Annotated in this window: 30 protein-coding genes and 1 pseudogene; 9 read left to right on the top strand and 22 right to left on the bottom strand. The window is 54.1% G+C overall.

All coding sequences use genetic code 11. The features are described 5' to 3' along the window. Nucleotides 1–192: 192 nt before the first annotated feature. The 9 genes from KDX30_RS01085 to KDX30_RS01045 form a co-directional block, all read right to left on the bottom strand. Complete coding sequence (locus KDX30_RS01085; protein ID WP_231674720.1) at nt 193–945, bottom strand: TIGR03747 family integrating conjugative element membrane protein; 753 nt, start codon at nt 943–945, stop codon at nt 193–195. A 43-nt stretch (nt 946–988) separates the two neighbouring features. Further along, complete coding sequence (gene traD, locus KDX30_RS01080; RefSeq protein ID WP_231674719.1) at nt 989–3,145, bottom strand: type IV conjugative transfer system coupling protein TraD; 2,157 nt, start codon at nt 3,143–3,145, stop codon at nt 989–991. 3 nt (nt 3,146–3,148) lie between these two features. Continuing rightward, complete coding sequence (locus KDX30_RS01075; RefSeq protein WP_231674718.1) at nt 3,149–3,655, bottom strand: integrating conjugative element protein; 507 nt, start codon at nt 3,653–3,655, stop codon at nt 3,149–3,151. Further along, nucleotides 3,652–4,182, bottom strand: coding sequence for a lysozyme family protein (locus tag KDX30_RS01070; RefSeq protein WP_231674717.1), 531 nt, complete (start codon nt 4,180–4,182; stop codon nt 3,652–3,654). The genes KDX30_RS01075 and KDX30_RS01070 overlap by 4 nt, the downstream gene beginning before the upstream one ends. Then, complete coding sequence (locus KDX30_RS01065; protein ID WP_231674716.1) at nt 4,179–4,874, bottom strand: TIGR03759 family integrating conjugative element protein; 696 nt, start codon at nt 4,872–4,874, stop codon at nt 4,179–4,181. Before KDX30_RS01065 ends, KDX30_RS01070 begins: the two co-directional genes overlap by 4 nt. Before the next feature lie 14 nt (nt 4,875–4,888). Continuing rightward, nucleotides 4,889–5,557 (bottom strand): hypothetical protein, encoded by a 669-nt coding sequence (locus KDX30_RS01060; RefSeq protein ID WP_231674715.1) that lies wholly within the window; start codon nt 5,555–5,557, stop codon nt 4,889–4,891. Further along, complete coding sequence (pilL2, locus tag KDX30_RS01055) at nt 5,554–6,120, bottom strand: PFGI-1 class ICE element type IV pilus protein PilL2 (protein ID WP_231674714.1); 567 nt, start codon at nt 6,118–6,120, stop codon at nt 5,554–5,556. The genes KDX30_RS01060 and pilL2 overlap by 4 nt, the downstream gene beginning before the upstream one ends. Before the next feature lie 141 nt (nt 6,121–6,261). Beyond that, the gene (locus KDX30_RS01050; RefSeq protein ID WP_122397172.1) at nt 6,262–6,594 is read right to left on the bottom strand and encodes a hypothetical protein; all 333 of its coding nucleotides are present in this window, start codon (nt 6,592–6,594) and stop codon (nt 6,262–6,264) included. 133 nt (nt 6,595–6,727) lie between these two features. Continuing rightward, complete coding sequence (locus tag KDX30_RS01045) at nt 6,728–7,012, bottom strand: hypothetical protein (protein ID WP_027899039.1); 285 nt, start codon at nt 7,010–7,012, stop codon at nt 6,728–6,730. Between the two features lie 366 nt (nt 7,013–7,378). On the opposite strand from KDX30_RS01045, the gene KDX30_RS01040 reads away from it, so the two are divergent. Further along, on the top strand, nt 7,379–8,212 hold the full coding sequence (locus tag KDX30_RS01040; RefSeq protein WP_122397171.1) for a C40 family peptidase: 834 nt from the start codon (nt 7,379–7,381) through the stop codon (nt 8,210–8,212). Nucleotides 8,213–8,312: 100 nt separating this feature from the next. On the opposite strand, the gene KDX30_RS01035 is transcribed toward KDX30_RS01040, so the two are convergent. From KDX30_RS01035 to KDX30_RS01020, 4 genes are all read right to left on the bottom strand, one after another. Further along, nucleotides 8,313–9,035, bottom strand: coding sequence for a DNA cytosine methyltransferase (locus KDX30_RS01035; protein ID WP_231674713.1), 723 nt, complete (start codon nt 9,033–9,035; stop codon nt 8,313–8,315). Between the two features lie 173 nt (nt 9,036–9,208). After that, complete coding sequence (locus tag KDX30_RS01030; RefSeq protein WP_231674712.1) at nt 9,209–9,832, bottom strand: hypothetical protein; 624 nt, start codon at nt 9,830–9,832, stop codon at nt 9,209–9,211. A 74-nt stretch (nt 9,833–9,906) separates the two neighbouring features. Next, complete coding sequence (radC, locus tag KDX30_RS01025) at nt 9,907–10,401, bottom strand: RadC family protein (protein ID WP_231674711.1); 495 nt, start codon at nt 10,399–10,401, stop codon at nt 9,907–9,909. A 117-nt stretch (nt 10,402–10,518) separates the two neighbouring features. Further along, nucleotides 10,519–11,034 (bottom strand): STY4534 family ICE replication protein, encoded by a 516-nt coding sequence (locus KDX30_RS01020; RefSeq protein WP_231674710.1) that lies wholly within the window; start codon nt 11,032–11,034, stop codon nt 10,519–10,521. Between the two features lie 73 nt (nt 11,035–11,107). Here KDX30_RS01020 and KDX30_RS01015 point away from each other — a divergent pair, with 73 nt between their 5' ends. Next, nucleotides 11,108–11,299, top strand: a complete 192-nt coding sequence (locus tag KDX30_RS01015; RefSeq protein WP_231674709.1) for a hypothetical protein — start codon at nt 11,108–11,110, stop codon at nt 11,297–11,299. Between the two features lie 7 nt (nt 11,300–11,306). Here KDX30_RS01015 and KDX30_RS01010 read toward each other — a convergent pair whose 3' ends face one another. Both KDX30_RS01010 and KDX30_RS01005 read right to left on the bottom strand, forming a co-directional pair. Beyond that, a complete protein-coding gene (locus tag KDX30_RS01010) occupies nt 11,307–11,600 on the bottom strand; it encodes a hypothetical protein (protein ID WP_231674708.1) in 294 nt (97 codons plus the stop codon). A gap of 880 nt (nt 11,601–12,480) precedes the next feature. Next, nucleotides 12,481–14,463 carry a DNA topoisomerase III gene (locus KDX30_RS01005; RefSeq protein ID WP_231674707.1) on the bottom strand — a complete coding sequence of 661 codons (1,983 nt, stop codon included), beginning with the start codon at nt 14,461–14,463 and terminating at the stop codon, nt 12,481–12,483. Nucleotides 14,464–14,768: 305 nt separating this feature from the next. Between KDX30_RS01005 and KDX30_RS01000 the strand changes: the two are divergent. Continuing rightward, a pseudogene (locus KDX30_RS01000) lies at nt 14,769–14,953 on the top strand (IS66 family transposase); the annotation flags it as partial. Here KDX30_RS01000 and KDX30_RS00995 read toward each other — a convergent pair. After that, nucleotides 14,950–15,294, bottom strand: coding sequence for a DUF2314 domain-containing protein (locus KDX30_RS00995; protein WP_231674706.1), 345 nt, complete (start codon nt 15,292–15,294; stop codon nt 14,950–14,952). The pseudogene KDX30_RS01000 and the gene KDX30_RS00995 sit on opposite strands and share 4 nt — an antisense overlap. A gap of 174 nt (nt 15,295–15,468) precedes the next feature. Between KDX30_RS00995 and KDX30_RS00990 the strand changes: the two genes are divergently transcribed. The 3 genes from KDX30_RS00990 to KDX30_RS00980 all read left to right on the top strand — a co-directional run bounded on the left by KDX30_RS00990 (nt 15,469) and on the right by KDX30_RS00980 (nt 17,438). Then, on the top strand, nt 15,469–15,981 hold the full coding sequence (locus KDX30_RS00990) for a GNAT family N-acetyltransferase (RefSeq protein WP_231674705.1): 513 nt from the start codon (nt 15,469–15,471) through the stop codon (nt 15,979–15,981). Between the two features lie 63 nt (nt 15,982–16,044). Then, nucleotides 16,045–16,692: an HAD hydrolase-like protein gene (locus KDX30_RS00985; protein ID WP_231674704.1), complete on the top strand. Its 648-nt coding sequence runs from the start codon at nt 16,045–16,047 to the stop codon at nt 16,690–16,692. Between the two features lie 251 nt (nt 16,693–16,943). After that, nucleotides 16,944–17,438 carry a GNAT family N-acetyltransferase gene (locus KDX30_RS00980; protein ID WP_231674703.1) on the top strand — a complete coding sequence of 165 codons (495 nt, stop codon included), beginning with the start codon at nt 16,944–16,946 and terminating at the stop codon, nt 17,436–17,438. Nucleotides 17,439–17,762: 324 nt separating this feature from the next. Here KDX30_RS00980 and KDX30_RS00975 read toward each other — a convergent pair whose 3' ends face one another. Continuing rightward, nucleotides 17,763–18,320: a GNAT family N-acetyltransferase gene (locus KDX30_RS00975; protein WP_231674702.1), complete on the bottom strand. Its 558-nt coding sequence runs from the start codon at nt 18,318–18,320 to the stop codon at nt 17,763–17,765. Nucleotides 18,321–18,669: 349 nt separating this feature from the next. On the opposite strand from KDX30_RS00975, the gene KDX30_RS00970 reads away from it, so the two are divergent. Further along, nucleotides 18,670–19,209 (top strand): hypothetical protein, encoded by a 540-nt coding sequence (locus KDX30_RS00970; protein ID WP_231674701.1) that lies wholly within the window; start codon nt 18,670–18,672, stop codon nt 19,207–19,209. An 895-nt stretch (nt 19,210–20,104) separates the two neighbouring features. Here KDX30_RS00970 and hxsA read toward each other — a convergent pair. From hxsA to KDX30_RS00945, 5 genes are all read right to left on the bottom strand, one after another. Further along, the gene (hxsA, locus tag KDX30_RS00965) at nt 20,105–20,725 is read right to left on the bottom strand and encodes a His-Xaa-Ser repeat protein HxsA (RefSeq protein ID WP_231674700.1); all 621 of its coding nucleotides are present in this window, start codon (nt 20,723–20,725) and stop codon (nt 20,105–20,107) included. Next, entirely contained in the window at nt 20,712–21,950 is a 1,239-nt protein-coding gene (gene hxsC, locus KDX30_RS00960; protein WP_231674699.1) for a His-Xaa-Ser system radical SAM maturase HxsC, read from the bottom strand. Before hxsC ends, hxsA begins: the two co-directional genes overlap by 14 nt. A 2-nt stretch (nt 21,951–21,952) precedes the next feature. Further along, complete coding sequence (hxsB, locus tag KDX30_RS00955) at nt 21,953–23,443, bottom strand: His-Xaa-Ser system radical SAM maturase HxsB (RefSeq protein ID WP_231674698.1); 1,491 nt, start codon at nt 23,441–23,443, stop codon at nt 21,953–21,955. Next, nucleotides 23,440–23,745 carry a His-Xaa-Ser system protein HxsD gene (locus tag KDX30_RS00950; protein WP_231674697.1) on the bottom strand — a complete coding sequence of 102 codons (306 nt, stop codon included), beginning with the start codon at nt 23,743–23,745 and terminating at the stop codon, nt 23,440–23,442. The genes hxsB and KDX30_RS00950 overlap by 4 nt, the downstream gene beginning before the upstream one ends. 165 nt (nt 23,746–23,910) lie before the next feature. Beyond that, nucleotides 23,911–24,612 (bottom strand): SOS response-associated peptidase family protein, encoded by a 702-nt coding sequence (locus tag KDX30_RS00945; protein WP_231674696.1) that lies wholly within the window; start codon nt 24,610–24,612, stop codon nt 23,911–23,913. A gap of 99 nt (nt 24,613–24,711) precedes the next feature. Here KDX30_RS00945 and KDX30_RS00940 point away from each other — a divergent pair, with 99 nt between their 5' ends. Together KDX30_RS00940 and KDX30_RS00935 are read left to right on the top strand one after the other, a co-directional pair. Then, complete coding sequence (locus KDX30_RS00940) at nt 24,712–25,143, top strand: LexA family protein (RefSeq protein ID WP_027899047.1); 432 nt, start codon at nt 24,712–24,714, stop codon at nt 25,141–25,143. Further along, complete coding sequence (locus KDX30_RS00935; protein ID WP_231674695.1) at nt 25,130–26,410, top strand: Y-family DNA polymerase; 1,281 nt, start codon at nt 25,130–25,132, stop codon at nt 26,408–26,410. The genes KDX30_RS00940 and KDX30_RS00935 overlap by 14 nt, the downstream gene beginning before the upstream one ends. Nucleotides 26,411–26,492: the final 82 nt, after the last annotated feature.

Here is a 26,492-nt window from a genome sequence, read left to right as displayed (position 1 = left end):
CTGATAACGGATCTAAATTTTTATCATTCGGCGCATGTTGGTTGCACGAAAAATCAGAGTTTTATGCTTCCGAAGCCATACTCGCATTTTATGATGTCAATTGCATAGCTAAAGGCCTCGCGGTGGTGGCCTACACTCTGGCTGCAGGACATTGGGTCTTGAATCGCTGCCCCTTTTACGCAGGCCACACGGTCACAAATACTTCTTAAAACTCCCCACCGTAACACTCACCACAACCCCCAACGCAGCCGCACAAGGCAGCAACACCAAAACCGGACTCAAGCTCACCGGCAACGCCAAGTAAATGATCCAGGGCGCAACTGCCAACGGCACGATCATCATCTTCGCTCGATGATAGACGAACCCTGACTCCCGACCAGCCCCAAACCGCCGCAGATCCCTGCGCACGAGACCATCAACGACGCCTGTAAACGCCGCCATCAAGAACAGCGGGGTGGTCAGCACGAGGATGATCAGTCGTGTCAGGAAAGTGAGGACGGTGTACATCGCCGCCAATCCGTAATCCTCGACGTAGACGTACATCACTCCCAGCGCCCGGGTTATTCCTTCACCTTGGTCGCCATTGAGGCGCGACTGCGCAGCGGAGTGGTTAATCCACTCAACGAAGCCAGTCTTTTCGAACGTCCAGATGTACGCCGTGTTGACCAGGTCTTTTGCTGTTAGCCCAGGTTGGTCGATCAGCAGGCTTCGAGAATATCCGTCGGCCAGCCACTGCAGCTCACTGTTGAGCATGCCTTGTGCGTGGTGCCAGCCTTGTTCGGGCCAGTAGAAGTAGAGTCCGATCCACTCCATGAAGATGCTGATCAGCAGCGAGCCGAGCATGATGCCGATGAAGGCGAAGGGCAGGGACAGTGTCCGGGCGATCAGGCCCTTTTCACGTACTTGTTGTTGCTGGGTCTGTGCGCTTTGGGACGCTGTGGCCATGTGCGTTGCTCGGTTGGATGATCAGGTAAAGGGCGTCACAGATTCACGGCGTCGGCTCGGGATCGACGGGGTTGTCTAGCAGGTCGGCGGGTAGGTCTTCCTGCAGTCCACGAGTGCCGCTGCTGGTCCACCATTCGCCACCGCCGTCGATGTAGCTTTTGCGCATGTTCTCGGCGAGGGTCTGCAGGTCTTTGGGCATGACTTCATCCGGATCTGGCGCGGGCAGGGGCATGCGCACTTTCCATAGATTGCCTCCCTCGATCAGGGCGAAGGCCTGGCCTTTGGGCAGGCTGACGATGTGCGCAGGCTCTATCAGCGGCACGCTGGTGGAGCTGACCCTGTCCTGGGTGTTGCTAGTGAAGTCGGTTTTTGCGGAGGGATCAGAGCTGTCGGTGGCGCCGCTGACCAGCGTGGTGGTGTACACGTCGACCTTGGGCAGTTGCTTGGTCAGCAGCTCCGCTGTGGCGGTTTCCCGGACGCGCAGCATGAACAGGTTGTTGAAGTTACCGATCACTTGGCCGGCCTTCGCCTTGTTGCCAATCTTGGCTTCGATATCACTGGCGGTCTGGGTATAGGCGCTCACCTGAATGCCGGCGCCGCCGCCCTTGTTGATCATTGGGATGAATTCATCGCCCATCAGCTCGTTGAATTCGTCGGCGTGCAGGTTGATCGGGATCTTCTGCTCGGAGTTTGCCCCGGGTAGACCGTCGTCGATTCCGAACTTGTAGATATGACCTGCGACCGAGACCAGGTCGGAGAACATCGAGTTGCCGACTGCGGCAGCGACTTCTGGATCAGATAAAGCATCCAGGCCGACGTATACCACCGCGCGCTTACGGATGATCTGCATCCAGTCGAAGATCGGTCTTGGGTCGTTGAGGTCTGTGTAGTCCGGCGAGATCAGCTCCGCCATGCGTCCAGTGGTGAGCTTTTCCAGCAGCGGCAGTAATGACGCGACGATCTTGTCGAAGTAGGTCTTGTCGTAGCGGACCGCGGAGCGCAGCCCGTCCATCACCGGGTCGGCCACGCGGGTCTGTGACAAGTACTGATCAATCGCAATGACCCGTTTTTGCCGGCCCTTCATGTTGAAGGGGATGTTCTTGTCGTTCAGCCCCGCCTCGATCTGCACAATGACTTCCCAGGCTTTGCTGTCATGCCGTGCGAAGTAGTGACCGCTGTACTCGATGAACAACGCGTCAATGTTGATCACGTGCATCTGGATCTTCATGTAATCGGGACGAATGCCAAGTTCCACCAGTGCGCGGGCGATGATGTTGACGAAACGCCAGGCGAATTCCCGAAAAGCGGCGCTGTTGCCTTCGCCGGATAACTGCCCGGAAATCCTGCTGGCTACCTCGGATATACGCCCGAACCGGCCCACGGCGTTGTACCTGGAGGAGATGTCTGGCCAACCCAAATGGAAGATATAGAACTCACCTTCGCGGCCGGCACGCTTGGCTTCGACGTACATACGCTTGAGCAGATCCGCGTCGCCTTTGGGATCAAAGACAATGACCGGCTCAAACTCATCGACACCGTTGACCTGCTTTACGCGGCGTATGTCCTGAGTGATGAACAGCTCAGCCAGCCGCGTCTTGCCCACCCGTGTAGTCCCGAGGATCAGGCTGTGGCCGACGCGCTCGCCCAAGGGCAAGGAAACCTCTACCTCATCAGGTTCAACGCCGTGAATGCGCGGAGCACCGCCAACAGGCGGTAGAGGTTTCACCGGATTTAGCGGGCTGTCCCAAGCGGTTGCTTTCGGAATCAGACTGAGTGGGAAGGGCGCGTATTCCATGCGCTCCTCAAGTCTCCTTGCAAGCTGAAACAAATGCGGAGGTTCCACATAAGCCCTGAACTCCGGGCGGTAGGTTTGCATCAGTCGCTGGGTGTGGCGCTGTTCCCATTTGAAGCCTTTGCCAATAAACAGGCGCCGATTGCTGACGGGCACCTCTTTGCTGGTCATGACGTAGCGCGGCAGTCGACGAATATTGCGTCGGTAGCGCAGGACCACCAGCGCCTGACGCAAACGTATCCAACCGAACGAAAGAAAGAACAGCGCTGCGGCAAGACCGAACAAAGGTGACAACGCGAGCGCCCAAGGTGCGAATAGCGAGAGGCAAGCACCGATCAGGCAAACGCCGACGGTGTACAGCTCGACCGCTGGACGCAGCAGCGCCTCGATCACATGATCCTGTGCCACCCGCTACTGCTCCAGACCGGTTGAAGTAATCAGCGCAGGGTAGTGATCAAGGTTCAGCATCTCGGCGAGTTGATCTGCCGAGGCGGGTGCGAGTTCGAGTCCATTGGCAAGACGCCGCAGGTCCTGCAGCGATTCATATTTTTCAACGTTGACTACCAAACCTACGGCGTTGAGTTCGCGCAGGGCATCTACTCGTGCCGCCAGCCAATCGCGTGAGAGCTCGTCGTCACCAATAAGGAACATTGGCTGTAAACCCGGCGCATTCAGTACGCGTGTTTCGACTTTACCGGGGCTTAGCCGTGTCGACTTAACGGGCAACATGTCGGCCTCGCCATATTGCTTAAGCGGTACCGGCTCGAGGAAAGCCAACTGTGAGGGCTTGTCTTCAGGAATCAGGTTAAGCGCTCGGTAGTACGGAAGCGCAGACGTTCCGCCGAGATCCTCGACGACAATTAGCTCAGCATGAGCAAGCGCGGGGAAGACCAGCACAAACAGGAAGATTTTTTTCATGGAGTCACTCCGGTGACGCGTTTTAGATGGCGGGCAAAGCTTTCGCGATAACGGGCTGCAGGTGCGCCGCCAGCGGGGCGGTGGTATCGCCCCGCGGCGTCGACCCAGGTTCCGTTGCGGGCTTTTTGTTCGAGCAGGACTTGCGTGGTTAACGCGAGGTTCAGGTAGGGATCCAGTACGTCGCACGGCTGGGCGAAACGCTGCCGTTGCCAGCCGATATTGATCTGGCCAAGGCCCGCGTCGACGCTCTTGGCCCCGACCTGTGCTATGGCGGTCATCAACGCCGCACAGGCGGACTCGCGAGAGGAGTAGCGGTAGCCGACCTTGGCCACGTTCAATGTCCATGGCCAAGGCACCAGCCTGCCGCGCAGTCGCGTACCGCTCTCCTGCAGTGCGATGGCATAAAGCACTTCGCTGGGGACGCCGGTACCATGAGTAGCAAGCTGATACGCCGGTGGTGGCAGTTCCGCACTGGCGGGCCGGGTCAGCAGACCGAGCACAAGCAGCAACTGTGCGCGGCGTTTCATTGCCGAACCCATCGCCCATTGTCTTGACGCAGTACGGCCGGAAATTTACCGCTGCCCCCAATGGTGATCCAGCGTCCGCCGTCGTGATTTAGGGTGATCTGTCGGCTACGGACTCTGTCAGGTTCAATGCCTGCTTTCAGTGCCCAGGCCCGTAAGGCATCGTCGTTGCCTTTACTGCCCAGCAGATAGATATCGAAGCGCTGGGCGTCGCGCTGCAGGCGTTTTACTTGAGCCTCACAGGCTGGACAGCTCAGCTCTACGAACACCGCTAGTCGCCCGCTGCTCGATGACTTCACAGGTTTGGAGGTCTGGTCCTGTTTCACCAGAACCACCGGCAGGATGTCCGGATAGAGTCGCTTGTAGGCTTGGTCGTAAGCATTTTGATAGGCGAGAAGCTTGATGACTCTCGTGCTCTCCATCTGCACCTGTAGCTCGGCGTAACGTGTACGTTCCTCTTCGGTTTTCGCTTCGATGCCTAGGGCAGACAAGGGATCCAGATTCGGCGAGTAGACGCCGAGAGGCCCCCTCATAAGCTGCTTGAATCGATCCCATTCATCGACCTGCAAACCCCATTGGGTCGCTTTGGATTGAGCAGATTGGTCCGACTGGTTAGCTGTGTTCTGCGAAAGAGAAATGCCGGAGTGAGCATCCTCGGCATGAGCGGGTGTGACGAAGGCAAATAGCAAATTCATAAGGGCTAGAAACCTCATGGGCTCACCCCCTGGGTCAGCTTCACATCATGATTTCGCCCATCCGGTAGCGTGAAACTGGCGCTGCCCGGCGTCAGTGCTTTGAGCAACCATCCATCATGCGATTCGTTTGGCCGGAGCAGTTGGATATCCTGCAGTTGAGCATTCTGGAGGGGCGATACCGCCAAGAAGGATTCACCACCCCGGTGTTCAAGGCCTATGAGGGTGAAAGGGGGAGTTAAAGGCTTTTTCAGCCTTACTTTCTTGGGGGCTGGTGCCGCTGGTTTCGCTACTGATATAGGCTGTTGAGCCGCTAGGCGCTTTACTTCTTCGAGCTCTTTCTGCATCACCTCAACGTTGGAGCTGAGCGATATGAGCTCGGTTTGAAGTGCGCGCAGTGTGGGTTCGTCGGTACCTTGCTTGGCCAGCGACGTTATTCTTCGGTGCAGGAATTCGTGATCACTTCGGTACTGAGTCCAATCTACAAGCTCTCTCTCGCCTAAAGTATCCAGGTCTAAGCGCAGGGTTTCCTGCTGTTGAGCCAGCATCTCTAGAGAGCCAGACTGTTCCTGCAGCTCCGTCTGCTTCACCACCTTACGAAGTCCCCACCACTGAGTGGCAAGTACCAGAGCCAGCACGAGCAGAAGAGCGCTATGGACGTGACTCGTTTTTAGTCCGACCTTCATCGCTGATCACCCACGGCTAATGGCTTGATCGAAGGCGCCGCGACGGCCTGCGCTGACGGTATCGATGGGGCAGGGCGCTGATAGGCTGGACGAACAGAAAAGCAGATCCGGCGTGCGAGCTCTTCCACCTGCATTTCCCACGCCGGACCGGCCAGCATCTGCATGGCGTCACGCACACTGATTGGGCCAAGCCGATACTGAGAGGCCGGAAGCGGATGAGCGAACAGCTCGCCAACGTGCCCGGTAGCCGAACAGAGCTGGTAGCCGGAATTGCGTAGCGCGTAGATCATCGCTTGATGAACGGAAGGGGTTAGTGCATCGGGGATGCGTAAATCGATGATCTGGTCCAGAAGCTGGAGTTGATCGGTTTTCGGTCTGGTCGAGATGAGGGTGTAGCGGTCGTAGCGGATCTGGTTAGGCGCAGTGCTTGCCGGGCGATTTGGCTTGTAGCCCCCATTAAGCGCAACTGGCTCCACTTGAGGCGTGTTCGTCTCGCATCCTGCGAGAGCAAGGCTCAGGCAAAGTATCAAAGCTGTCCATTGAGGACGGCAGAGCTGGAACATTGGGGAATCCTCACATAACTATGAGGACACCTTGGCAAAGCGGCCGGGTTTAAACCTCAAGAAAACTGGTTCGAGCCCCATGGATATTCCCGCTGCAGGTCTTGGCAGAGGAGCTGCCTGGATTGATCCAGGCAGTTTTGATCAGACGGACGACTCTGGTTCGTCGTTGAGTAGCACTCGCAGATGCCTGGGCTGTTTACCCAGATGCTGGATCTCCAAACGCAAATCGATCCTGACCTTGTCGACTCGATTGCGAGAGGAGGGGATGAGCCAGAGGCTGAACGGGATCATGTTCGCGCCGTCGGACTCAGACATCACAGCTCGATAGGACGCATCCAGCACAGCACTGAGACGATCACTCAACTCTTCAAAGAGGTAGTCGTTGATGTGAACCGTCTGCAGCCAGGCACCTTCGCTGAGGACGATGGGCAGTTGAAGCAAGCTCAGCTTGCGGGGTGTTAGAACTGATGGCATGTGAGTCTCCGAAAATGAAAAACGGGGAAACACAGCACCCAGGCAGGGGGAAGTGTTTCCCCGTGTGGGTTGAGTTGGAGCAGGTATCAGCAGGCAGATGCGGAGCTGATTATGTGAGGGTTATGGCCCTTGATCAGGCTGCTGCTTTCGAGACCAGGTCGAAGCCCAGCTTGAGCAATGGCACGACGACGCAAACGAAAATCGCGCCAAGCTGCCAGCGCATGACTTTTATTTCAGAACGAACCTCGGAACGCATCTCTGAAATCGATGCGTTGATCCGAGTTTCTACGTGCTGAAGGTCAGCTTTGGTCGCGAGCTTTTCCACGTCTGTCTCCCATGCATCCACCACAGCTTTGGCTTTGTCGGCCGGTACGTTGGCGGAAATAAGTGCGTCATACAGCGTAAGCGATATTTTCATGGCATCTCCAGATTTGACGAGGAGACACCGCCTGACGGAGGGTCCCCGTCAGGGTGGTTTGAGTAAGCATTCGATCATCGAGGGTGTCGACGACTGTCCGCGCTACCGAATGCGATACGGACTGGGTTGAATCAATGCGGTAAACGCACCGTAGCGTTGAAGATTCATGCTACCTGGGCAGGGTGCTGTCTGCGACAGCGATCCTGTGGGGGATTTTTAATGATTTTGAGGAGGGTAGTCAATCAGATAGGTTTAAACGCTGAATATGGACTTCTCGGAGGTGGTTGAAGCATAAAAGGCACGTGGGCTTTCTAAGTTATACATAAATACTTATTATGCTTGTAATGTTGTCATTTTAGTGAGTTGATGATCGATATGAAGTTTGTACAGAGTTTGACCCATGGGGTACGTGTCAGCACTCAAAAGTTCATTGCCAAACTGCTCACTCGTAACCCAGCCCCCATAAACTCTAGATTTGAAGCCTTGAGCAGACCACTCTACAAGCAAAAGTGCGACGCTGATTTACGTTACGCCGGGTTGCTAATGGATAGATCTCAGCCAGTACTGGTTACTGAATCAGATCTGGCTCCAGCTGACGTTTTGTTTTGTGTGGGCGACTCCTCGGATTTGGCATGGAGCGCGATCTCCTTTGGGTCTTCAGGCGATTATGTTCATGCTGCAGTATATATTGGTAATGGGTATGTCGTTGAGTCAACCCTAAAAGGGGTAAACAGGGTGCCGCTTACTGAACTGATCGCTAGATATCGCTACGTCGTGGCAAGCCGCTGCCCTGGTGCCAGTCCAGATGGCTTGCCTGAACTTAGTTCAAAAGTAGTAGATTTTTGCTCTAGGCATGCTGATCTCAATACTCCATACAATAAGGCAGGAGCCCTGAAGGCACCGCTGCTGGAATATAAGATGCTTAGACACATAAATCGAACGTTCCGACCACATGTACCCGTTATCAAGAAAAAAGCCGCAGACTCTTTTTTTTGCTCTGAGTTAATTGTTGAGGCTTTTGTTTTTGGGGGCTACGTGCCTGAAGGGACAATGGATCCGGCCGGTTACTCGCCAACGGCGCTAGCAGAGAGTCAAATCGTTGGTCTGGTTGGCTATCTTAGCAGCCCAGAAATGGCAGATTATATTCTTGATAATGACTACTTCTTAACAGGCGGAATCCCTAGGCGCAAAATCACTTGAGGCCATCAACGAAGATCAATTACTTCTTTTGAGGTAACTGGTGATTATCATCGCCCGGATCGTTGCCGACAGCATCTTCGGCGGATTTTATTGATTTATTTCATCGGATCATCCTTGCAGCAGCCCTAACCACTGCCGGAACCTGCCCATTCCCAATGGCCTTAAGTCGGTCCACCCGATAGGCCACCCCATCAGCCACTCGACCCATTCCGGGTTCAGTGGCCCACCATGCAGCGCCATGACCGCATGGTCCAGTCTGTCCCGCGATCGGTCCCGTCCAGATTTGCGAGTCAGTGATCCCGGCGAAGATCCCTTCGACATACTCGCCACGGGCGTTGGCCAGGATCCAGATCCGGTTGCGACGATGCGGCGCGCCGCATTCAGCCGCTGAAAGACAACACCACTGCGTGTCATACCCCATTTGGGCAAGATCACCGACGACCATGGCAAGGCCGCGGCTGATGAGCATGGGTGAGTTCTCCAGCCACGCAAATCGAGGTCGAACCTCGTCGATGATTCTGCCCATATGTTTCCACAAACCGGATCGCGTGCCTTCAATGCCCGCACCGAGTCCGCAGACGGCGATGTCCTGGCAAGGAAAACCTCCCGAAACCACGTCAACAAGTCCGCGCCATGGTCGACCCTCAAAACTGCACACGTCAGACCAAATCGGGAAAGGTGGGAGCAATCCATCGTTCTGTCGTTGCGCCAGAACCTGTGCTGCGTAGGCATCACGCTCAACGGCGCACACGGTCCGCCATCCAAGCAAATGCCCGCCCAACATTCCACCACCAGCGCCCGCGAAAAGAGCCAACTCATTCATCTTCACTCCTGCAGCGCCTGGTTTCGGCAGGCGCATCAAGGGGAGGGAGAATTCCTGGGTGAGGTGGGCGCGTGATATTCCTGCTTCTTGTTGACTCGCCGGTGAGAGGCTCCGTGGCCATGTGAGTACTGCTAGGGCAGTATTAACAATGTCCTACATAGTTATATGTCTGTTCAAAATGTATCAGGATGATCAAGCAGATAAGCTTGGACCCGCTCGGCATTTTTATAGGCGCCATAATCAGTTGCGAAAAGTCCTCCGCAAAAAATCATCGCTGCGAACAGTGCCATGCCGATCAAAAGGCCGAAGGGAGGAAGTATTACCATGAAAGCGATGCAGAATACCCCTCCAATCAACAAGCATACAATTCCAAGGAACAGACCTAGCCAAGCGCCGAACTTGTCTCCTTTGCTGATTTGAATGATCGGTTTTCCAGTTTTGGCGTCAGCAACCATATACTTTGCGATTTGCCTCAGCTGCGATGTGTTCCAGAGTCCAAGGCTCGACAACTTTATGAGAGCCGCCATACTCAGTGCGTTTGTGCTGATGCCGGAAACGATCCGGAATGCCTCAAGCTTGATGGACTCATCCATATACTGGCTGAATGGGCTCTCTGTGGTGAAGTTTGAGCGAAGCTCCTGCAGGCGTTTATGGCGTTTCAGTACGAAATGAAGGTCATGAAACTCCATGACCTTTCCTAGCATTGTCAGCGATTTAACTAAAACCACTAGGACTGCGACGCCTGCCGCCATAATCACCTGCGTACTGCTAAAAAAATCCAAAACTCCTTGGTACATCTTGCGCACTCCAATAATAAATAGAGTGGCATAATGCCATTTATGAGATGGAAAAGCGCCCGAAGGCGCTCACATCAAATTAATCCCCTCTCCGCAAACGACAGCGGTTTCCCGCTACCCACGATGAAGTGATCAACCAACCGCACGTCAACCAGGCTTAGCGCATCCCTCATGCGCGTAGTCAGGGTGATATCCGCCGAGCTAGGTTCGGTGCATCCCGAAGGATGGTTGTGGCTAATGATCACGGCAGCTGCATTGTGAGCCAAGGCTCGCTTCACGACTTGCCGAGGATAGATCGCGGCGCAATCAATGCTGCCCCGAAACAGAATTTCAAAAGCCAGTGGCTGGTGCTTGGCATTCAGAAAAACCACGCCAAAAGCTTCGTGCTCTTCTGCAGCGAGTTTGAGTTTCAGGTAAGACGCTACTGCATCTGGTGATTCGAGTGCGGCTTCGGTGGAGAAGAGCCTTCGATCAAGGATCAGCAGGACTTCCTGAATCAGCTCGTCTTCGGCAGTGGTGATGGAGGCTTCGAGTTCGCTGATAGTTTTATCAATCAGGGCCAGTTTCATGAGGTGCTCTCCGATTTTTTTGCGGACAGCACCCCAAAGGGATTGCTCCCCGGGAGGTAGGTGTCGCGGTCATGTGTTGGCATGACCGCGTTATTGCTGATTCAGATAAGCGAAGTGTCAGGGGGCGTAGTACGCATCAGGTTCTGCAACAGCAGTTGATGGTGTTTCCGCTTTCTGGGCTTTTGGTGGGGCGTCTGTCGGTTGAGCGTGCTCATCCTGAGGCAAGTCTTGATCGTCTCGGGGTTTGGCCTGGTAGACCGTCTCCCCATTGACCTTCACCCACGAGATGAACAACAAGCGACCCTTGAGACTCGCGCCGGGTTTGCCTTGTTTTTCGCCTTTGGTATAGGTGAATGCGTCGGCCCAGATGTCGCCGATTTTGAAAGCAACGAGTACCTTCTTGCCGGCGGATATGTCCAGGCTGTGGAGCAGCACGAGACGTTCAGCTTCGCTGCCGCTGACTTTGCAGTCGATGTAGGAATACTCCACGTCGTCCGAGCTGCCATGCAGCGCTGCTACGGTGACGCAGATGAACGGCTTGCCTTTACGTACCTCAACTTCGCGGATGCGATTGAGGTAGCCGATGCCAGTGGTGTGCAGGTCGAAGTATTTGCTTTCGTTGGATTGAGTCATGGTCGTTTCTCCGTTTCAGAATCAAAAGCGGGGAACGACTAGCCCTTGCGGGAAGTAATTCCCCGCGTGGGTGATGGTGCTATCAGGCATTCGATCGTCAGTGCTGCCGACGATTGATCGCGCTGCCGAATGCGTTGGCGATCTTGGGGTGATCAACGCTTTGCGGCGTCGTAGCCTTGAAGATCGAAGCTACCTGGGCATGCTGCTGACACGTCAGCGGAACATGCGTGAAGCATGGAAAATGATGCTTGAGGCGTCAAGGTGACGTGGCGCTATAAAAGTGGATCCAGCGACCCGCGTTTTCTTTTGACTCGATTACCTACACGCCGCCGCTTGCAAGTTGCCTGCAGGGGCTTGGGATAGATTACGTTTGCGGCATACCAGTGTTTGAGATTAATGCCTTTGCGAACCATCGCCGGGATTTCAATGAGATCTTTTAGTGAGACGACTGGCTCAGGCTGGTCATCCTCATGAACAGGCTGAATGTCGACGGCGCGAAATGCTTTTCTGGCCTGCACAACGAAAACGCCGAGGTGATGGCCAAATCGGTAGCTGAGTGAGTGCATGGGTATCTCCTGAGTGTCAGGTGCGGAGATACATTTCACCCGGCTGGGGGAATTGATCCCCGCATGGGTTGGTGTTTTAAGCATTCCATCGCCACGGTTGGCGAACGATCGCGCTGACGAATGCGCTGGCGACCCTAGGTGGATCAACGCGTGATATCGCGTCGTAGTCTCGAGGATCCTGACTACCTGGGCATGTTGCTGACGACGTCAGCGGACATAGGGAAAGCATGTAAAACGGCCCGTGCCAAGGCAACAAAAAATAAGATAAAGGCACTGCACCTATTGATGCTCTCGTTGGAGGGAGAAGCGGGCCGAAGACAGTCTTCGGCTGAGAAGAGATCACCACCTGTGAACGCATTGCATAGACGGCCCCTTGGCATTGACCTGTCACCGCATACAAACACCCGATCCGTGTCGTGGCTGGGATCGGTATCAACTGGCACGCATCCACGCACAAAAGGAACCCGTTGTTTCACCGGCGGGCACCGGTAGTGAATACTGGCCCTCGGAAGGGTGTCCTGACACTCCGGCGACCAGAGTGTCAGGGCACCTTTCAGAGTGGCCTTGAAGCGGGGGAGTAGGGGCCGCGCTTGAACAGAGCGGCCCGAGGTTTGGCAGGCTTCGGACTCTATGCGTCTATGACTACCTGGGCAGGGTGATCGTGACGGCAACATGCCTGGATAACCAGGGAGACGCAGGGAGAATCTGCACACACTTCCCGAGGCTGAGCGTGCTTGGGTTGCTCGCTACTGATGACCGTCAGTAGCCAACGGGTGTGATCCGTGACGCGTTCAAATTCTTGCACATGCCAACGGCCGTGGGAATGTAGTAAATAAGCTTGGGTGCCGACAGATTTAGTGGGATCGGTCGGTAGGAAATTTTACTTCTTCCGGGTTTTCTTCGCGGGACTCAGGCTAAGGATGCCTTTGCAGTCGGGGTATTTAGAGCAGGACATAAACGGCCCGTTCTTGCCGTTTCGTTTCCGCATCGGCGCACCGCATGTGGGGCAAGGCGGCGAGGGTGGTTGATCGATGCTCAAGGTCAACTGCGAACACTGCTCGACCAGCTTGCCAATCCATATGCTCTGACCCTTGAGGAATGTCTCCAGCGGCATACGTCCGGCTTCGATTTCATCAGACGCTTGTTCCCAGATTGCCGTCATTCCCGGATCCTTGACCATGCTTGGCACCGTGTCGATCAGCGCGAAAGCTGCAGACGTCGGACTCAACGATCGGCCTTTTTTATCCAGGTAGCCACGCTGCATAAGCCCCTTGATGATTGATGCGCGGGTGGCCTGAGTGCCGATCCCGGTCGTGGCTTTCAGCTTGGCCTTGAGCCTTGGATCCTCGACCACATCAGCGATGTTCTTCATCGCCTTGAGCAACGTACCTTCGGTGAAGCGCCGAGGCGGCGCCGTACTCAGCGATTTAAGCTCCGCTGATTGAATACCGCACGCCTCGCCTGACTGCAGGTTCGGCAGGTGTTGGCTTTTTTGCTGTGCCTGCTCATCACCCTCAGTTTCGTCGTCGCGGGTGAATAGCACTTTCCAGCCGGGCACTACGATTTGTTTGCCAACAGCTTTCAAATTCCTATCAGAGGAATCGAGCATGACGACGGTCCGGTTGTACTCATGGTGCGGCATGAACTGGGCGATGTAGCGCCGGCGGATCAGATCGTAAACCTTGCGCTCGCTTTCAGACATCTTCGAGATATCGGCGGCTTCGGTCGTGGGAATGATGCCGTGGTGAGGACCGGCTAATTTTATGTCGTCCCATGCCTGGGAGCGTACTGTCAGATCCAGCGTCTGCAGCAGCGGAACAAAAGATGGGTCCGTTTTGCCCAGAGCTGCTATGACAGTGGGTACCTCCGTCAGCATGCTTTCCGGCAAGTAGGGGCACTCGGTCCTGGGGTAGTGGGTCGCCTTGTGAGTCTCGTACAGAGACTGAGCGATGTTCAGCGTTTCCTCCACGCCCATGCCGAACTGGCGATCGCATTGCTCCTGCAGCGCTGCCATATCAAAAGGCAGAGGCGGTCGCTCGCTGACTCGCTCGACATCTACGGCCGTAACCATTGCCTGGCCATGAGTGAGTTGCCGCAGTGCTTGATCCGCTTGAGTCCGATCGATGCATCGCCCCTCAGCGTCGACGATGTTGCCCTGCGGTTTCCACTTCGCCAAAAACTCAGCGCCCTCAGCACGCAACGTCACCTCGACCTCCCAGTAGGGCTGCTTGACGAAGGCGTTGATTGCTCGCTCCCGGATGACCGTCAGGTACAAAGCAGGCGTTTGTACACGGCCAACCGACATGACCTGATCGTGCCCGCAGCGCCTCGCAATCAGCGTGAACAGACGGGTGAGGTTCATACCAATCAACCAGTCCGCTCGCGATCGAGCCAGCGCTGCGTGATACAGGTAGAACGTCTCTTGCCCGGGTTTCAACGCTAACAATGCTTTGCGGATAGATTCAGGATTGAGCGCTGACAGCCAAAGCCGATGGACCGGACCGCGGTAGCCGCAGTACTCCATGATCTCCCGGGCGATCAGCTCGCCTTCGCGATCAGCATCGGTGGCGATTACCAGTTCCTTGGCTTGGCCGAGCAGCTTTTTCACCACCTTGAACTGAGTCGCAGTCTTGGGTTTGACCTCGACCTTCCAGTCTTCGGGGATGATGGGGAGGTGATCAAGTGACCAGCTTTTGTAGCTTGGGTTGTAGGCCTCCGGCGGACAGGTTTCCAGCAAATGGCCGATGCACCAGGTTACGCAGACATCGGGTCCGCTGAGGTAACCGGTACCGCGTTGCGTCGCGCCGACTATGCGGGCGATGTCTTTGCCTTGGGAGGGTTTTTCGCAGAGGAATAGGCGCATGGGTGGGATCGTCAGCACGGAAAAGTAGCTCGACGATGACAGCCACATCCGGCCGAAAAAGGAAGAAAACAGGTTTAGGTGAGGGCGGGTTAAACCATACCGGTACCGGTAAACCTGCAGTCGATTGGTAGTCTGGAGCGACGTAGTTCGGAGTTTTGTTGTTTCAGGTGAAGATGCTTGATCTCGAACGGCGCATCCCGACAGCGTTAAGGATAAGACTTTCGAGGTTAGGTTTGAATGTATCCGTCCGGCCAAGTCATCTAGCAGGCCTGCAAAACCAAGACATGGTGTGCACTTGCTTCAATCGCTGGACGGTGCTGTCGCATTACCTCGAGGACGGGCCGTACCCATAGAAAACAATTGGGCGGAAAACCAAATCAGGCCATGGGCGCTTGGACGCAAAATCTGGCTCTTCGCAGGGTCGTTGCGCAGAGGAAAACGGGCTGCGGCAATCATTAGCCTGATTCAGTCGGCACGCTCCCATGGCTATCGCTCTTCATAAATATCGATAACGTGATTTGGCAGAAAGCAGACCTTCATCCCAGCCTGAATCTCGTCAGTGCAATAAGGGTCGTTATCGAGCTGCCCTATATACAGATCTCCCACTCGATCCTTGACGATAACCCACATGCGCTCGACGCTGACCTCTTCTGCTCCACGCTCATCGGTAGTAACGATTCTAAAAATCAACTTAACAAGCTGTTGTGCTTGAAGGCGATTTCTAGCATCTCTCGGAGGAAGCCAGAAGCTTGTAGGGTGTTCATTGTGGATGGCTTCGGCGTCGTCCAACTCCCAGCCATCTCTATCGATGTCAGCTAACGTTGCTTCCATAATCCCTCAAAAAGCTCATATGTTGACTATGACTCCGCTGGAGTAATGCCATATTTCTCGTCGTTATGCCAGCGATCCCCCGCGCAAGCTATATCCTTCGCACGTTTAATGCTGAACTGAGTTGTGCGAGGTAAAATTGGACTACCCATCCGGTGAACCTGAAAGATTGAAAGCATGCATACCTACTACTTCCGGCTAAGTCGTACTGAGGATGTGGCGGATTTATGCCGTATCTCGGCAGAGGCTCGTCTGCGTTACAGGACATTTCCATCTCTAGCCCATATCGCTGACACACCTGCGTTGACCCCTGTGAGATTTGAGGCCTGTCGTGTCGTGGTGGCGCTCGATAGCGATAGTCATAAAATAATGGGCTTCGCGGCAATGCGACCGCTGGACGGGCTTTTGTATTTAGACAATATTTCCGTTGGCCCAGGTGCTTCAGGGATTGGGATTGGGGCAAAACTGCTTTCGGCAGTCATAGAGCATGCTGAAAGCCTCGGGGTTCAAGCGGTGAGTTTGACAACTTTTCGTGAGCCTCCTTGGAATGGCCCCTGGTTCCGCAAGCACGGCTTCCTTACGATGCCGGGTGCATATATAGGTGAGGGATTGAAACAGGTTATGGATCGCCAACGGGTTACGCTGGATGCCACAACGCGAGAAACATTATGGCGTGTCCTATACGATTGATAAGCAAACCAGGCCATTCTAGTTAGGGTGTGTTTGCCATCCGCTGACCTTCAAAGGAAAGCTATGAAAACTTTGATCTTCGACCTGGACGGCACTCTCGTTGATTCAGCGCCAGGTATCGTCGCCAGTCTGACACACGCCGTCCGGGCTCTAGGTCACGATTTCACGCCCTCTGCCGGAATCACGCACCTTTTGGGGCCGCCGATGACTCAGGTAATGGCACAACTGCTGATGCCTTATGGAGATGACCGCATCGACCAAGGCGTCGAGTTGTACCGGACTCATTATGGGCGGTACGGCATCTCTGGATCATTGGCTTATCCGGGAATTAGACAAGTTATTGATTCGCTGACTACACAAGGATACGCGTTATATGTCGCTACCTCTAAGCGTCAGGAGTTTGCCGAGCGCATTCTGAGTGAGACGGGGCTGAGAGGTCATTTCCAAAGCGTTTTCTGCACTTCACCGGATGGTAAACTGGACGACAAGTCCCGCTTGCTGGATACATTGCTGGCGGTAGAGGCGATCCATCCTGGATCCGCCTGCATGATCGGCGACAAGCGCGATGATATTGTCGCCGCCCATCAAAACGGATTACTTGCCATTGGCGTTCTATGGGGTTACGGCACCCGCGCAGAGTTGATCGAGTGCGGTGCCGACAAGCTAGTCGAGCAACCGACTCATTTGCTGGGTGCACTCGTAAAAGACTGAGGTGCATGACGGCTTCGGCACCTGGCTGGCTGCAAAGGCGCTGCGCTACATTGACAGTTGAGATAAATCCCCAGACTATAAATCAATGACTATTACCTACCGACTGAACATGATGCGCACCTTGATGACCGCCTTGGGCGGGCCATGAGGTTATGCGCGCGTAGGTAGTAGCGCATTGACTAAAGCCCCGCCAGGAATGGACGGGGCTTTTTCATTCTCCGTCCAGAATGGCCAATCTCAGGAGTGTGAAGATGTTGCAGATTCGTCGAGCTGAGCGTTGTGATGCTGAGGCAGCATTCGATATCCGCTTTCAGGCAATTCAGAACCAATGCAGCACCGTTTACACGAATGCTCAAGTGATGGCTTGGACTTGCGTTCCGCTCACGGATAAATACAGATCCTGGGTGGAAAAAGATTATCACTTGGCGTGCGTCAATGGACTTCCTGTGGCTACAGGACTGATAAATCTCCAGAGCGGGGAACTGGAGGCAATCTTCGTGTTACCAGAGTTCATGGGCCAAGGCATAGGTAAAAAGATGGTCATTCATCTTGAACATCTAGCACGAGAGGCGGGTCTTGCTGAGATCCACCTTGAAGCCACGCTGAATTCTGAAAGTTTTTATCAGCGCTGTGGCTTCACCGCAGGTGCCCAGGCTATTTACAACTCACCCTCCGGGCTCCAATTGGCATGCGTGCCTATGCGCAAGCAGTTGGTGTATCTGACCGACCTCAAAGATCTTGAGTGACGTGCGCTTCGCTAGCTGCATCTGCGAAAATCGACCCTTGGCGATTGGTGGTCCAGTCGCCTTCGGACGACAGATGACGCATTTATTTTACCAAGCACTCATGTCCGCTATGCGGGCGCTAGGAAGGTGACTTCGCTGGACGCTTACCCATCATCGGCAGGAGCCGTGAGCCATCCCGGTCATGCGCGTTATCTGCGAAACCTATCATTGATAGAGCGCTTGAGCGGTTGCGGAGATTATCTCGCGGCGTGCGGGAGTTACCTTCATCGGACATTTACCTTCAGATAGACCTGGGAAGGCTAGTTCATCAATCCCCGGCTTGTTTTACTGAGACAAATCTCCTTCAAACTCAGAACGCAGCAGCGAAAGCTGAATGAGATCGTGGTGAATGTTGGCCCAAAATCCCGCCTGTCTTAACCTTCCTTCGCACACAAAACCGATTCTCTCGAGCAAAGTAAGTGAGCGCACGTTGTCAGGATGAACCAAGGCATCGATTCTATTCAGTTGCATATGAGACAAGCCCCATCGTATGCACGCAATGATCGCTTCGTTCATAAAACCCTTGCCTTGGGCTCCGCGCGCTAGCTCGAACCCAATGGAGCAGCTTTTCCAAGAACGGTTCCATTTGAACAAACCACAAGTACCAATGAGATTGGCCGAGCTGTCCTCCAGCCCCCAACGAATTCCGGGGCTGGGTGCGGTACGCCAGCCCGCGAATAGCTCGACCAGGTGCTCGGCTTGATCGATACGTGTAATCGGATCTGTCCCAAACCACATCATGGCGTCGGCATCGCCATGGATTTCCAATAATGCCGGAGCGTCTTGTTTCGTCAGTTCTCGAAGGGTCAAGCGGGCGGTCTTGAGCACGGGGAAGTCAGCCATCAAGGACTCCATTTGATGAATAACTGTGTATCCGGATATCAGCAGGTTTCAACTGGACATCGATTCGCAGGAAGATTTATCACATTGTATAGCTGCTGAAGGCAACCGAGCCATCGCTCGCAGTGACGGGTCCTGAGATGACTTCATTTCTCTGACATAGCATTGAGCTACGGAGCAAAGGAAACCAGTCGAGCTGATCAGCTGTATGAAGAGGTTAAGATGACTTGTCCAGACGCTTACTAAGTAATGCAATTATGTACTGGCTCTGCATTCGTTGACCAATGAGCCCCGACCTAGGCATATTGGCCGCCCGCAGCGTAGAGCTGTTCAAAGGATGAGAGTCGCCGTAATGGATTTATCACTGAGCAAGAAAGGATGGTCAGTACTGGCTTTGACTGGGCTGATTTATTTGGCGGCAGGCAACTCCTATGCAGCGGATGGCGAAGCCTTCTCTCCATCCACTGCCTGCAGCGTGTTGGCACGAACTCCCGGCTTCAAACCCAATCCCAGCGGCTACAGTGAGTTGTACGACGGTGTCTATTCTTGCGGCACTCCGTACAAATATCTGGGCTCGCAAGAGCTACCCAACAACGTAGCGTTGTACGGCCGTGGCACTGCTGACGAGGTTACGCGGGTCAAGCTGATGCTGAATGTGAACGTGGCAAGCCGAGCTGTTGCGGATACTAAGGCGCTTGCGGCTCTATGTACAAAAATGATCGGAGATCTGGCGGGTACCGTTCCTGTTGGATTTGGCAAGAAAGCCAGCTTGGGTAAGCCATTCGAGGAGCAGTTTCAGGGCTACAAGATTTTCCTGACTAAAGAAGTTTGGCCGACCGGCAAGGGATTTGAGCTCAACTGCGGTATCGCAACCTTGAGTCATGAGGAGTAGCGCTATAGGCATCATCAGAGTGTGTACAAGCATCCAGGGTCTAAAAGTGGATGCTGGATATACGAGATGAATCACGAGACCTTTCTGGTAAGGGATGTCCTTCAGTGGCTGATTGCGGCCAGCTGACCTTGAAGCCTGCGCTGTTGAATGTCCGCCAAATCCGTTTCCGCTGCTGAAAATCGTGCTGGCGAGGTATTAGATTAACTCGATGCCGATCCCGCCAGGTACTAGACTCGTCTATCTGGCGAGCATTCTCGCCTAAATGGATGTCCGGTTTCATTAGACCGGAAATCAGACCAAAACCTAACACTCAGGGGGCTGAACATCAGGCGAATCGTTCCAAACTGAACGTAAGTAGCACGTCTGCCAAACCGCGAGCATAGCTATCGCTACAACCCAGCAGTAATAGCCCCATCCCAAGGAGCTAACAGGCCTTACTATCAGCGACGGACCAACGGGAACGGAAGAGGTAAACAAGAAAGATGCAGCCACCACTAAAGCTAACCAAGCCATCACTGTAGAGCCCCTTGGCATTTTTTCGCCAAGAAGAACGGCGAGCAAAAAAAGGGGATTGGCTAGCCAGCCGAACGTACCGACCGTTAACCCTAACCAACCCATGAGAAAAGGCTCACTTCCGTCGATTACCTTTGTATCCACTGAGTAGGCGGGGAGTACCAGGCTCAAGCCGAAAAAAAACAAACTTAATATCCAGAACAAACCATCGGGCTTGGCCTTATCAGCTTGGTGAGGCGCGTCCATACGTGACTTTTCCTTTCACTAACTCGAAAGTCAGAATTCCTCAAGCAATCTTATCCCTGTAGCCTCTGCCGCTTTGCAAGAAAGGCGTGAGGCCCGAACGATTGCTTCGCAACATCAGTTCTGATTTTAGATGACGCTAAGGTATAGCAATCCCCAACGCGTTCAGAGTTGGTGTGTCCATTTTCCCACTGCTGCTGATTCCAGAGTCCGCTTGGAAAGCCATTAGCGCACCGCGGGTGCTGTTCCCGAGTATCCCGTCGATAGGGCCCGTGTAGTATTTTTTGATCATCAATGCGAGTTGGACACGCCGTACAAGCATCGATAGGTCTGCTGCAGCGGGTTTGGAAGGCGTTGAGTTCGATACGTTCGGACTCGGGTTTCCCGATTGAGTTGTCGTGCTAGTACTTCCAGTCGCTGAGCGATAGGTGTTACTCGGTATCGATGCGGGTGGAGTGTAGTAATTGGTGCTAGGCGCCGTATAAGCTCGAGGAGCGCTGTAACCGCCGGAACCACTGTAATGAGAACTGTGCGAACTGTGAGAACTGTGAGAACTATGCGAGCGGTGTGCGGCGTAGATATTGATGGCGTCCTTGGCGTTAAGTGTGTTCTTGAACGCTGGCGGGGCACTATTTGGATTCGGCAACCAATCAGCGTTTGCCAGCTGAGCCTGGCTTGCATCAGCTAGCGGGCTGCCTATCATTGGTGCCAATGCGATCGATTGACCGATCAGCAGCTTCCAGCGCTCAAGCAGTTTCATAAAGTGCTCCTTGCATATTGGCTAAATCCTCGACAGAGAGCGGGTGAATATTGCGGCTCTGCCAACGAGATGAATGAGATTTGAAGAACCCTGCACAAGCATGTGTCGCTGAGCAGGTCTGGCATGCATCAATGAACAGGTTTTTCCAGTCGGAAATGCTCTGCCTGTAGAAGCGGCCAAGTCCTGGATGTAGCACGCACAGCGGGAGGTTGTAGATCGAGACAGTAATACCTCGAATGTCCAGGAAATATGCAGCTTTATTCAGCTCATCTTGATAGTCCGCAGGATCAATCCAGAGTTGGTCATAGTTTTTCTTGGCCAATCCGGTGTTCTCGATTCCCATTAGTGCAACGTGATGCACAAACGGTAAATTACGAAAAATGAAGTGCGCCCACTGTCCAAGTCTTGGTGTCGTTAGCTGACTCAACACCATGCGGATTTCGATTTTTTGGTTAGCTCGCTGCAGGTTATAGAGCCCAATCATTGTCTGGCTAAACGCACCGATCGCCTGCACGACATGGTCATGATCGGCTGCATTGTCCGCATATAAAGGAACACCCCAAGTGAGGTTTGGATGGCTCAGCCGCTGAAGTTCTGCGATCCACGTAGGATCGCTTAGTAATCGGCCGTTGCTAAGGATGTGCAAAGATTTCTCAGGGACTACTCGCTTGGCATGCTCGACAATTGCAAGCAGCCCCTCTCGATAGAGCGTGGGTTCTCCACCGCTGATACCCAGTTGCTCTTCACCTTGGTCAACTAGGTCAATCAGCTTAAGGTTCTCGTCAATGTGCCAACGATCATCTATGTCCTTGGGAGGCTGAGAGCACATCAGGCAAAGGCTGTTGCAGCGATCAGTCATAAACAAGAGGTTGCTGTTAGCGCCACGCCGGTAGAGTACGCGTACGACGTTTGAGCCGGGTCCGACAGTTATGACATCGCCCGGCTGCACCACCAAAGGATCTTTAGGGTTCGTCAGCAGTGGTGCGTCGATGTCGGCCCTTATGCTTGCGCTTCCTGAGAGTAAAAAACCACCCACGGGGAGTGAAAAAAATTGGTCGTAGTTAGCAGAGATTGAGCCATCCAGCCACAACATCAGGTCGTCAAATGATGCGTTCCCAGCGCAACAGGCGGTACCTTTACTTACAAACTCATCGGGAGTAATAACCTTGAAAATCCTGGGCTCTGCCAAGTTGCTAATTTCGAACTGAGTGTCTAGGCGTAGCATCTTTAGCCCCTATAACCAGCAGATGGAAGGTCGCCCAAAGAGCGGCGCGCCAGCCACGACATCAGAACCCTTTGCTTCGTATCGTCCCCATCACGAAGCAGGCAAAAAAGGTGCGTGAGTAAGGCTGTATTTTTTTGACAGAAGCTGCTGAAACCGCGATGACCGATAGGGTCTCCTTGACGGGCATAATGCTCAATTGGATCAGCACCGCAGTACGGCACTAGAGCGCAGTCGGAGCACCCAGGCAATGCCTCTGCCACACCCGCCGAGAGCAAAACGTCAATGACCGGTGACTCTAGTAGTTCTTTCAACGGTTGGCTCACGTTACCCAGCTTAAGTCCGTCCTCTCCCATCTCTAGAAACATCCGGGATTCGTCTGACGGATAGACATCGCCGTCATAGTTGTAGACAAGTGTTCCCAACCCCGCGCCAAGAGGGGAGCGCAGGTCCACATAGCCAGACGCGAAAGGGGTAAGGATGTTGGTCAGCAAGATCGATGTATAACCTTCCGATATGTACGTACCTTCAGCGTTTACCTTCATCAGATAGGTAAGGGATTCGAGGTAGAAATCGATGAATTCGCTCATTGTGTAATCCAGGCGATTCGCTGATTTCTTGGCGAAACCATAGGGGCTCAATGGTCGCAGGGAGATGCTGTTGAACTCCCTGGCAATGTACTCATCAATGATTGCCTGCGAATGCTTCAGACTTTTTGCGGTGATAGTCGTTAGCGCCGATACCGAGTCATGGCCCAGCTTTGCTCTTACACGATCAATGCCCTCTACCGTTTTTTCATAGGCATCTTTCGTTGGAGTCGGCCTGTTGGCATTGTGCAGAAAAGCGGGGCCGTCCAAGGAGGTAGAGAACTGAATTTTGTGTTGCTGAGCGAAATCCAGAACATCCTCATTCAAATGATGAAGGGTTGTTGTGATCACATACTGAATACTTCGTTTCTCGATCTCATTGCGGGCATCCACCAGCTCTACGATTTGGCGGATGCGATCAAACGCGAGCAGTGGTTCGCCGCCTTGGAACTCGACTGTAATTACAGGCGAGGGCGATTCGAAGAGTCGTTCTACTGCCAGAACTGCGTTTGCTGCGGACATGTCATGGCCCGTTCCGCCCAGCGGAGCCCGAGAAACTTGGCAGTATTGGCAAGTGTGGTTGCAGCGCAGGGTAACCACGAAGATGTGCAGCGCTGGGCCGTCGAATACAAAGCTTTTACGGCTTCGGTACTGCGCTGCCATTTCCGGTATTGGATCGTGCCTTTCGGGCTCGTAGATGAAGTGACGAGCGAGGAGATCCTTGTAGTAAGTTGATCCTGTGCTTAAAGCTTTATGGACCAGATCGTGCAACTGGTTTTCCGAGACGAATAGATACTCACCTGTTTCTGCGGTTAGCAAAATATCACCGCCAGGGTGGCTATCAATTCGGGCAAACCGAAATGGAAGCAGTCGATAACAGGCCTCCTTGGCTATGAGCGTGGTGGTCACACGCCAGCTCCACGCAGTGCCGCATTGGCGAGGACCTGTCTCAGTCCTGACGTTTCCTGCTGAATCAGAGCGCGCATTGCGAAATCATTGAGATTACGCAAAATAAGCTCGCGCCCTTCGTCTTCTGATGGGATGTCTTGGGGGCCTCCTGCCAAAAGAGCAGGAACCGCGTGCAGATGAAGCATATTCAGCGTTTGGCTGATCTGAATAGAGATCTTCGGCGCGAGAGCGTATGCAGTTCTTTGCACAACGCTTAGCGGATATATCGCGCAATCGACGGAAACCGTGACATCCCAGTTCATACTCGAATCCATTCGTGAAGATTTGAGGAATCATGACTGTCGGCGCGGCGAAACGCCACTAATTGTAACGGAATATGAACAAATAGACCCTAAACAATCCAATTGGATGCCATGCCGGTGCTTTGAAGAATTAATCAGGCACCACCATCGCTCTCAACTCACCAATCACAATCCATTTGTCGCTACGGGGTCGATGAGTTGTGCCCCCTGATTACTGACATTTCCAACGCTTTTATCAACGCAGAACCATTCGAAGTCATCGACTGGCCGACAACCTTCTTTCGCAATCAGTTCTGCAGCTTTTGAATCGCTTGTCGGATCCAGCCACTCCCGAGCCATCTCCGGCGTGAGCACCAACGGCCGTCGATCATGAATGTCCACCATCCCTGAATCACTCGCAGCAGTGATAATCACAAACCCGTCATCGTCGCGCGGCTCAAGCCCTAGCGTCACCTGAGCCAAAGCACCGAAAAACATCGGAGCCTGACTTTTCAGCCGAATGTAGTAGGGCTGCTTCTTCTTCGGATCCAGCGGATCTTTCACCCACTCAAACCAGCCATTGGCCGGCGCGATCGCTCGTCCGTTCGGCCAAAGCTGTTTGAAAAACTTCCCGGTCGTAACCGTCTCAACCCGGGCATTGATCGGGTCAGGGCGTTTTCCTTTCGCCCAGAACGGCGACCATCCCCAACGGACCTTGTCGACGCTAAGTCCGCCTTCCACCGGTCGGATGATTTCGACCTTGGTTGTGGGCGCGACGTTGTACCGATCTATGGCCCATAGGTCGTATCCATTGATCACAAGCTGCTGTGGAGCGAGTTCTCTGAGGTAATGGTCCATCGGTTCGTAGATCGAGTAGCGTCCGCACATGGTGTCACCCGTCGAAATTTCCTACATATGAGATTGACCGCGCGCGGCCGAGATCGTTAACTGTATATACATACAGTCACTCGTCGCAAGGTCAGCATCATGAGTATTACCATCCTTGGTCAGATATCGGCAGGGGGAGCAAAGCTCCCGCTTTATTCCTTTAAGGTGCCTGCGGGCTTCCCGTCACCGGCCGCCGATCACATCGAAAAGCACATCTCGCTGGATGAGTTATTCGACATCCGTGCCCCCCATGTGTACGTGGCGAAAATTGAAGGCGACAGCATGCAGGGGGCGGGAATTTTCTCCGGGGATCTTGTGATTGTTGATCGCAGCCTTTACGCAGAGCATGGCGACATCGTCATCGCTGCGCTCAATACTGAGCCGGTCTGCAAGCGCCTCCATATGCGTGAGAACTCTTGCATGCTCACCTCCGAAAACAGCAAGTTCCCACCACGTCACGTGATGGAAAGCGACGAGTTGGTTATCTGGGGCGTGGTGACATACAGCGTGCGCGCTCATGGCAAATCGTGAGCCTGTATTTGCTCTGATCGACTGCAACAGCTTTTACGCGAGTTGCGAGCGTGTATTCCGCCCGGACCTGGCGAAGACGCCGATTGTGGTGTTGAGCAATAACGACGGCTGCGTCATCGCACGTAGCTACGATGCCAAGCCGTTCGTAAAAATGGGCGCGCCGTACTTCCAGATCAAAGACACACTCCGTCAGAACGGGGTGGAGGTTTTCAGCAGTAACTATGCGCTGTACGGCGACATGAGCGAGCGGGTGATGACCATCATCGAATCCATGGTGCCCGCCGTCGAGGTGTACAGCATCGACGAAGCCTTTGCGGATCTCACCGGCATGCCTGGGGATCTCACTGCATTCGGTCGAAAGATCCGCACGACCATCTACAAGTGCACAGGCATTCCAGTGGGCGTAGGCATCGCCCCCACCAAAACCTTGGCTAAGCTGGCCAATCACACGGCAAAGCGTCTGCAGGATAAAACCGGCGGAGTGGTCGACATTTGCGATCCGTTCAAGCGCGATTGGGTACTACGCAACACCGATGTCGGCGAGGTGTGGGGTATCGGTCGGCGCATGAAAGCTCACCTGGAGGGCATGAACATCAAGACAGCGATGGACCTGGCGAAAGCCGATCCATCGATGCTCCGCCAGAAATTCAGCGTGGTCATCGAAAAGACTGCACGCGAATTGGCAGGGACATCCTGCCTGGAGCTAAACGAGGCAGATCCACCCAAGCAAGAAATCTGCAGCAGCCGCATGTTTGGCCATCGGGTAACCACCATCGAACCGATCAAGGAAGCGGTGGCCACCTACGTCCAGCGCGCAGCGGAAAAGCTGCGAGCGCAGAACTCACTCTGCAAGAAAATCCGCGTCAGCATCCGCACGGGGATGTTCAACCCGGAGGAGGCCAAGTACGCCAACGGCGCGCTGGTTGAGCTGCCATACGCGACGAATGATGTGAGGCTGATGACCAAGGCTGCTACTGAGGCGGTGCATAGGTTGTTTCGGCCTGGGTTCAAGTACAGCAAGGCGGAGGTGTTGTTGCTGGATCTGAGGCAGCCCGGTGAATTTACGGATGATTTATTTGCGGCTGCTCAGCCACAGGCGGCGGAGAAGGTCATGACTGTGCTGGATGAGATAAATGGGAGATGGGGCAGGGGGACGCTTCGGGCGGCTTGTGTGCCGACGGATCCGGAGTGGGGCATGCGGCGGGAGATGATGAGTGGGAGTTTTACTACGAGGCTGGATCAGCTTTGGATAGTGAGTTGTAACTGAGCGGGTTTCCCTGCATGGAGGGCGAAACTTCAACTTGAAACGCTTGGATTCCGGCTGCCTCGGCGAAGCGGCCTAACGCGTT

Source organism: Pseudomonas quasicaspiana (assembly GCF_021147825.1).
Taxonomy (GTDB): Bacteria; Pseudomonadota; Gammaproteobacteria; order Pseudomonadales; family Pseudomonadaceae; genus Aquipseudomonas; species Aquipseudomonas quasicaspiana.
The sequence above is the reverse complement of the archived record's forward strand: the minus strand, read 5'-3'. Positions and strand labels throughout refer to the sequence as shown.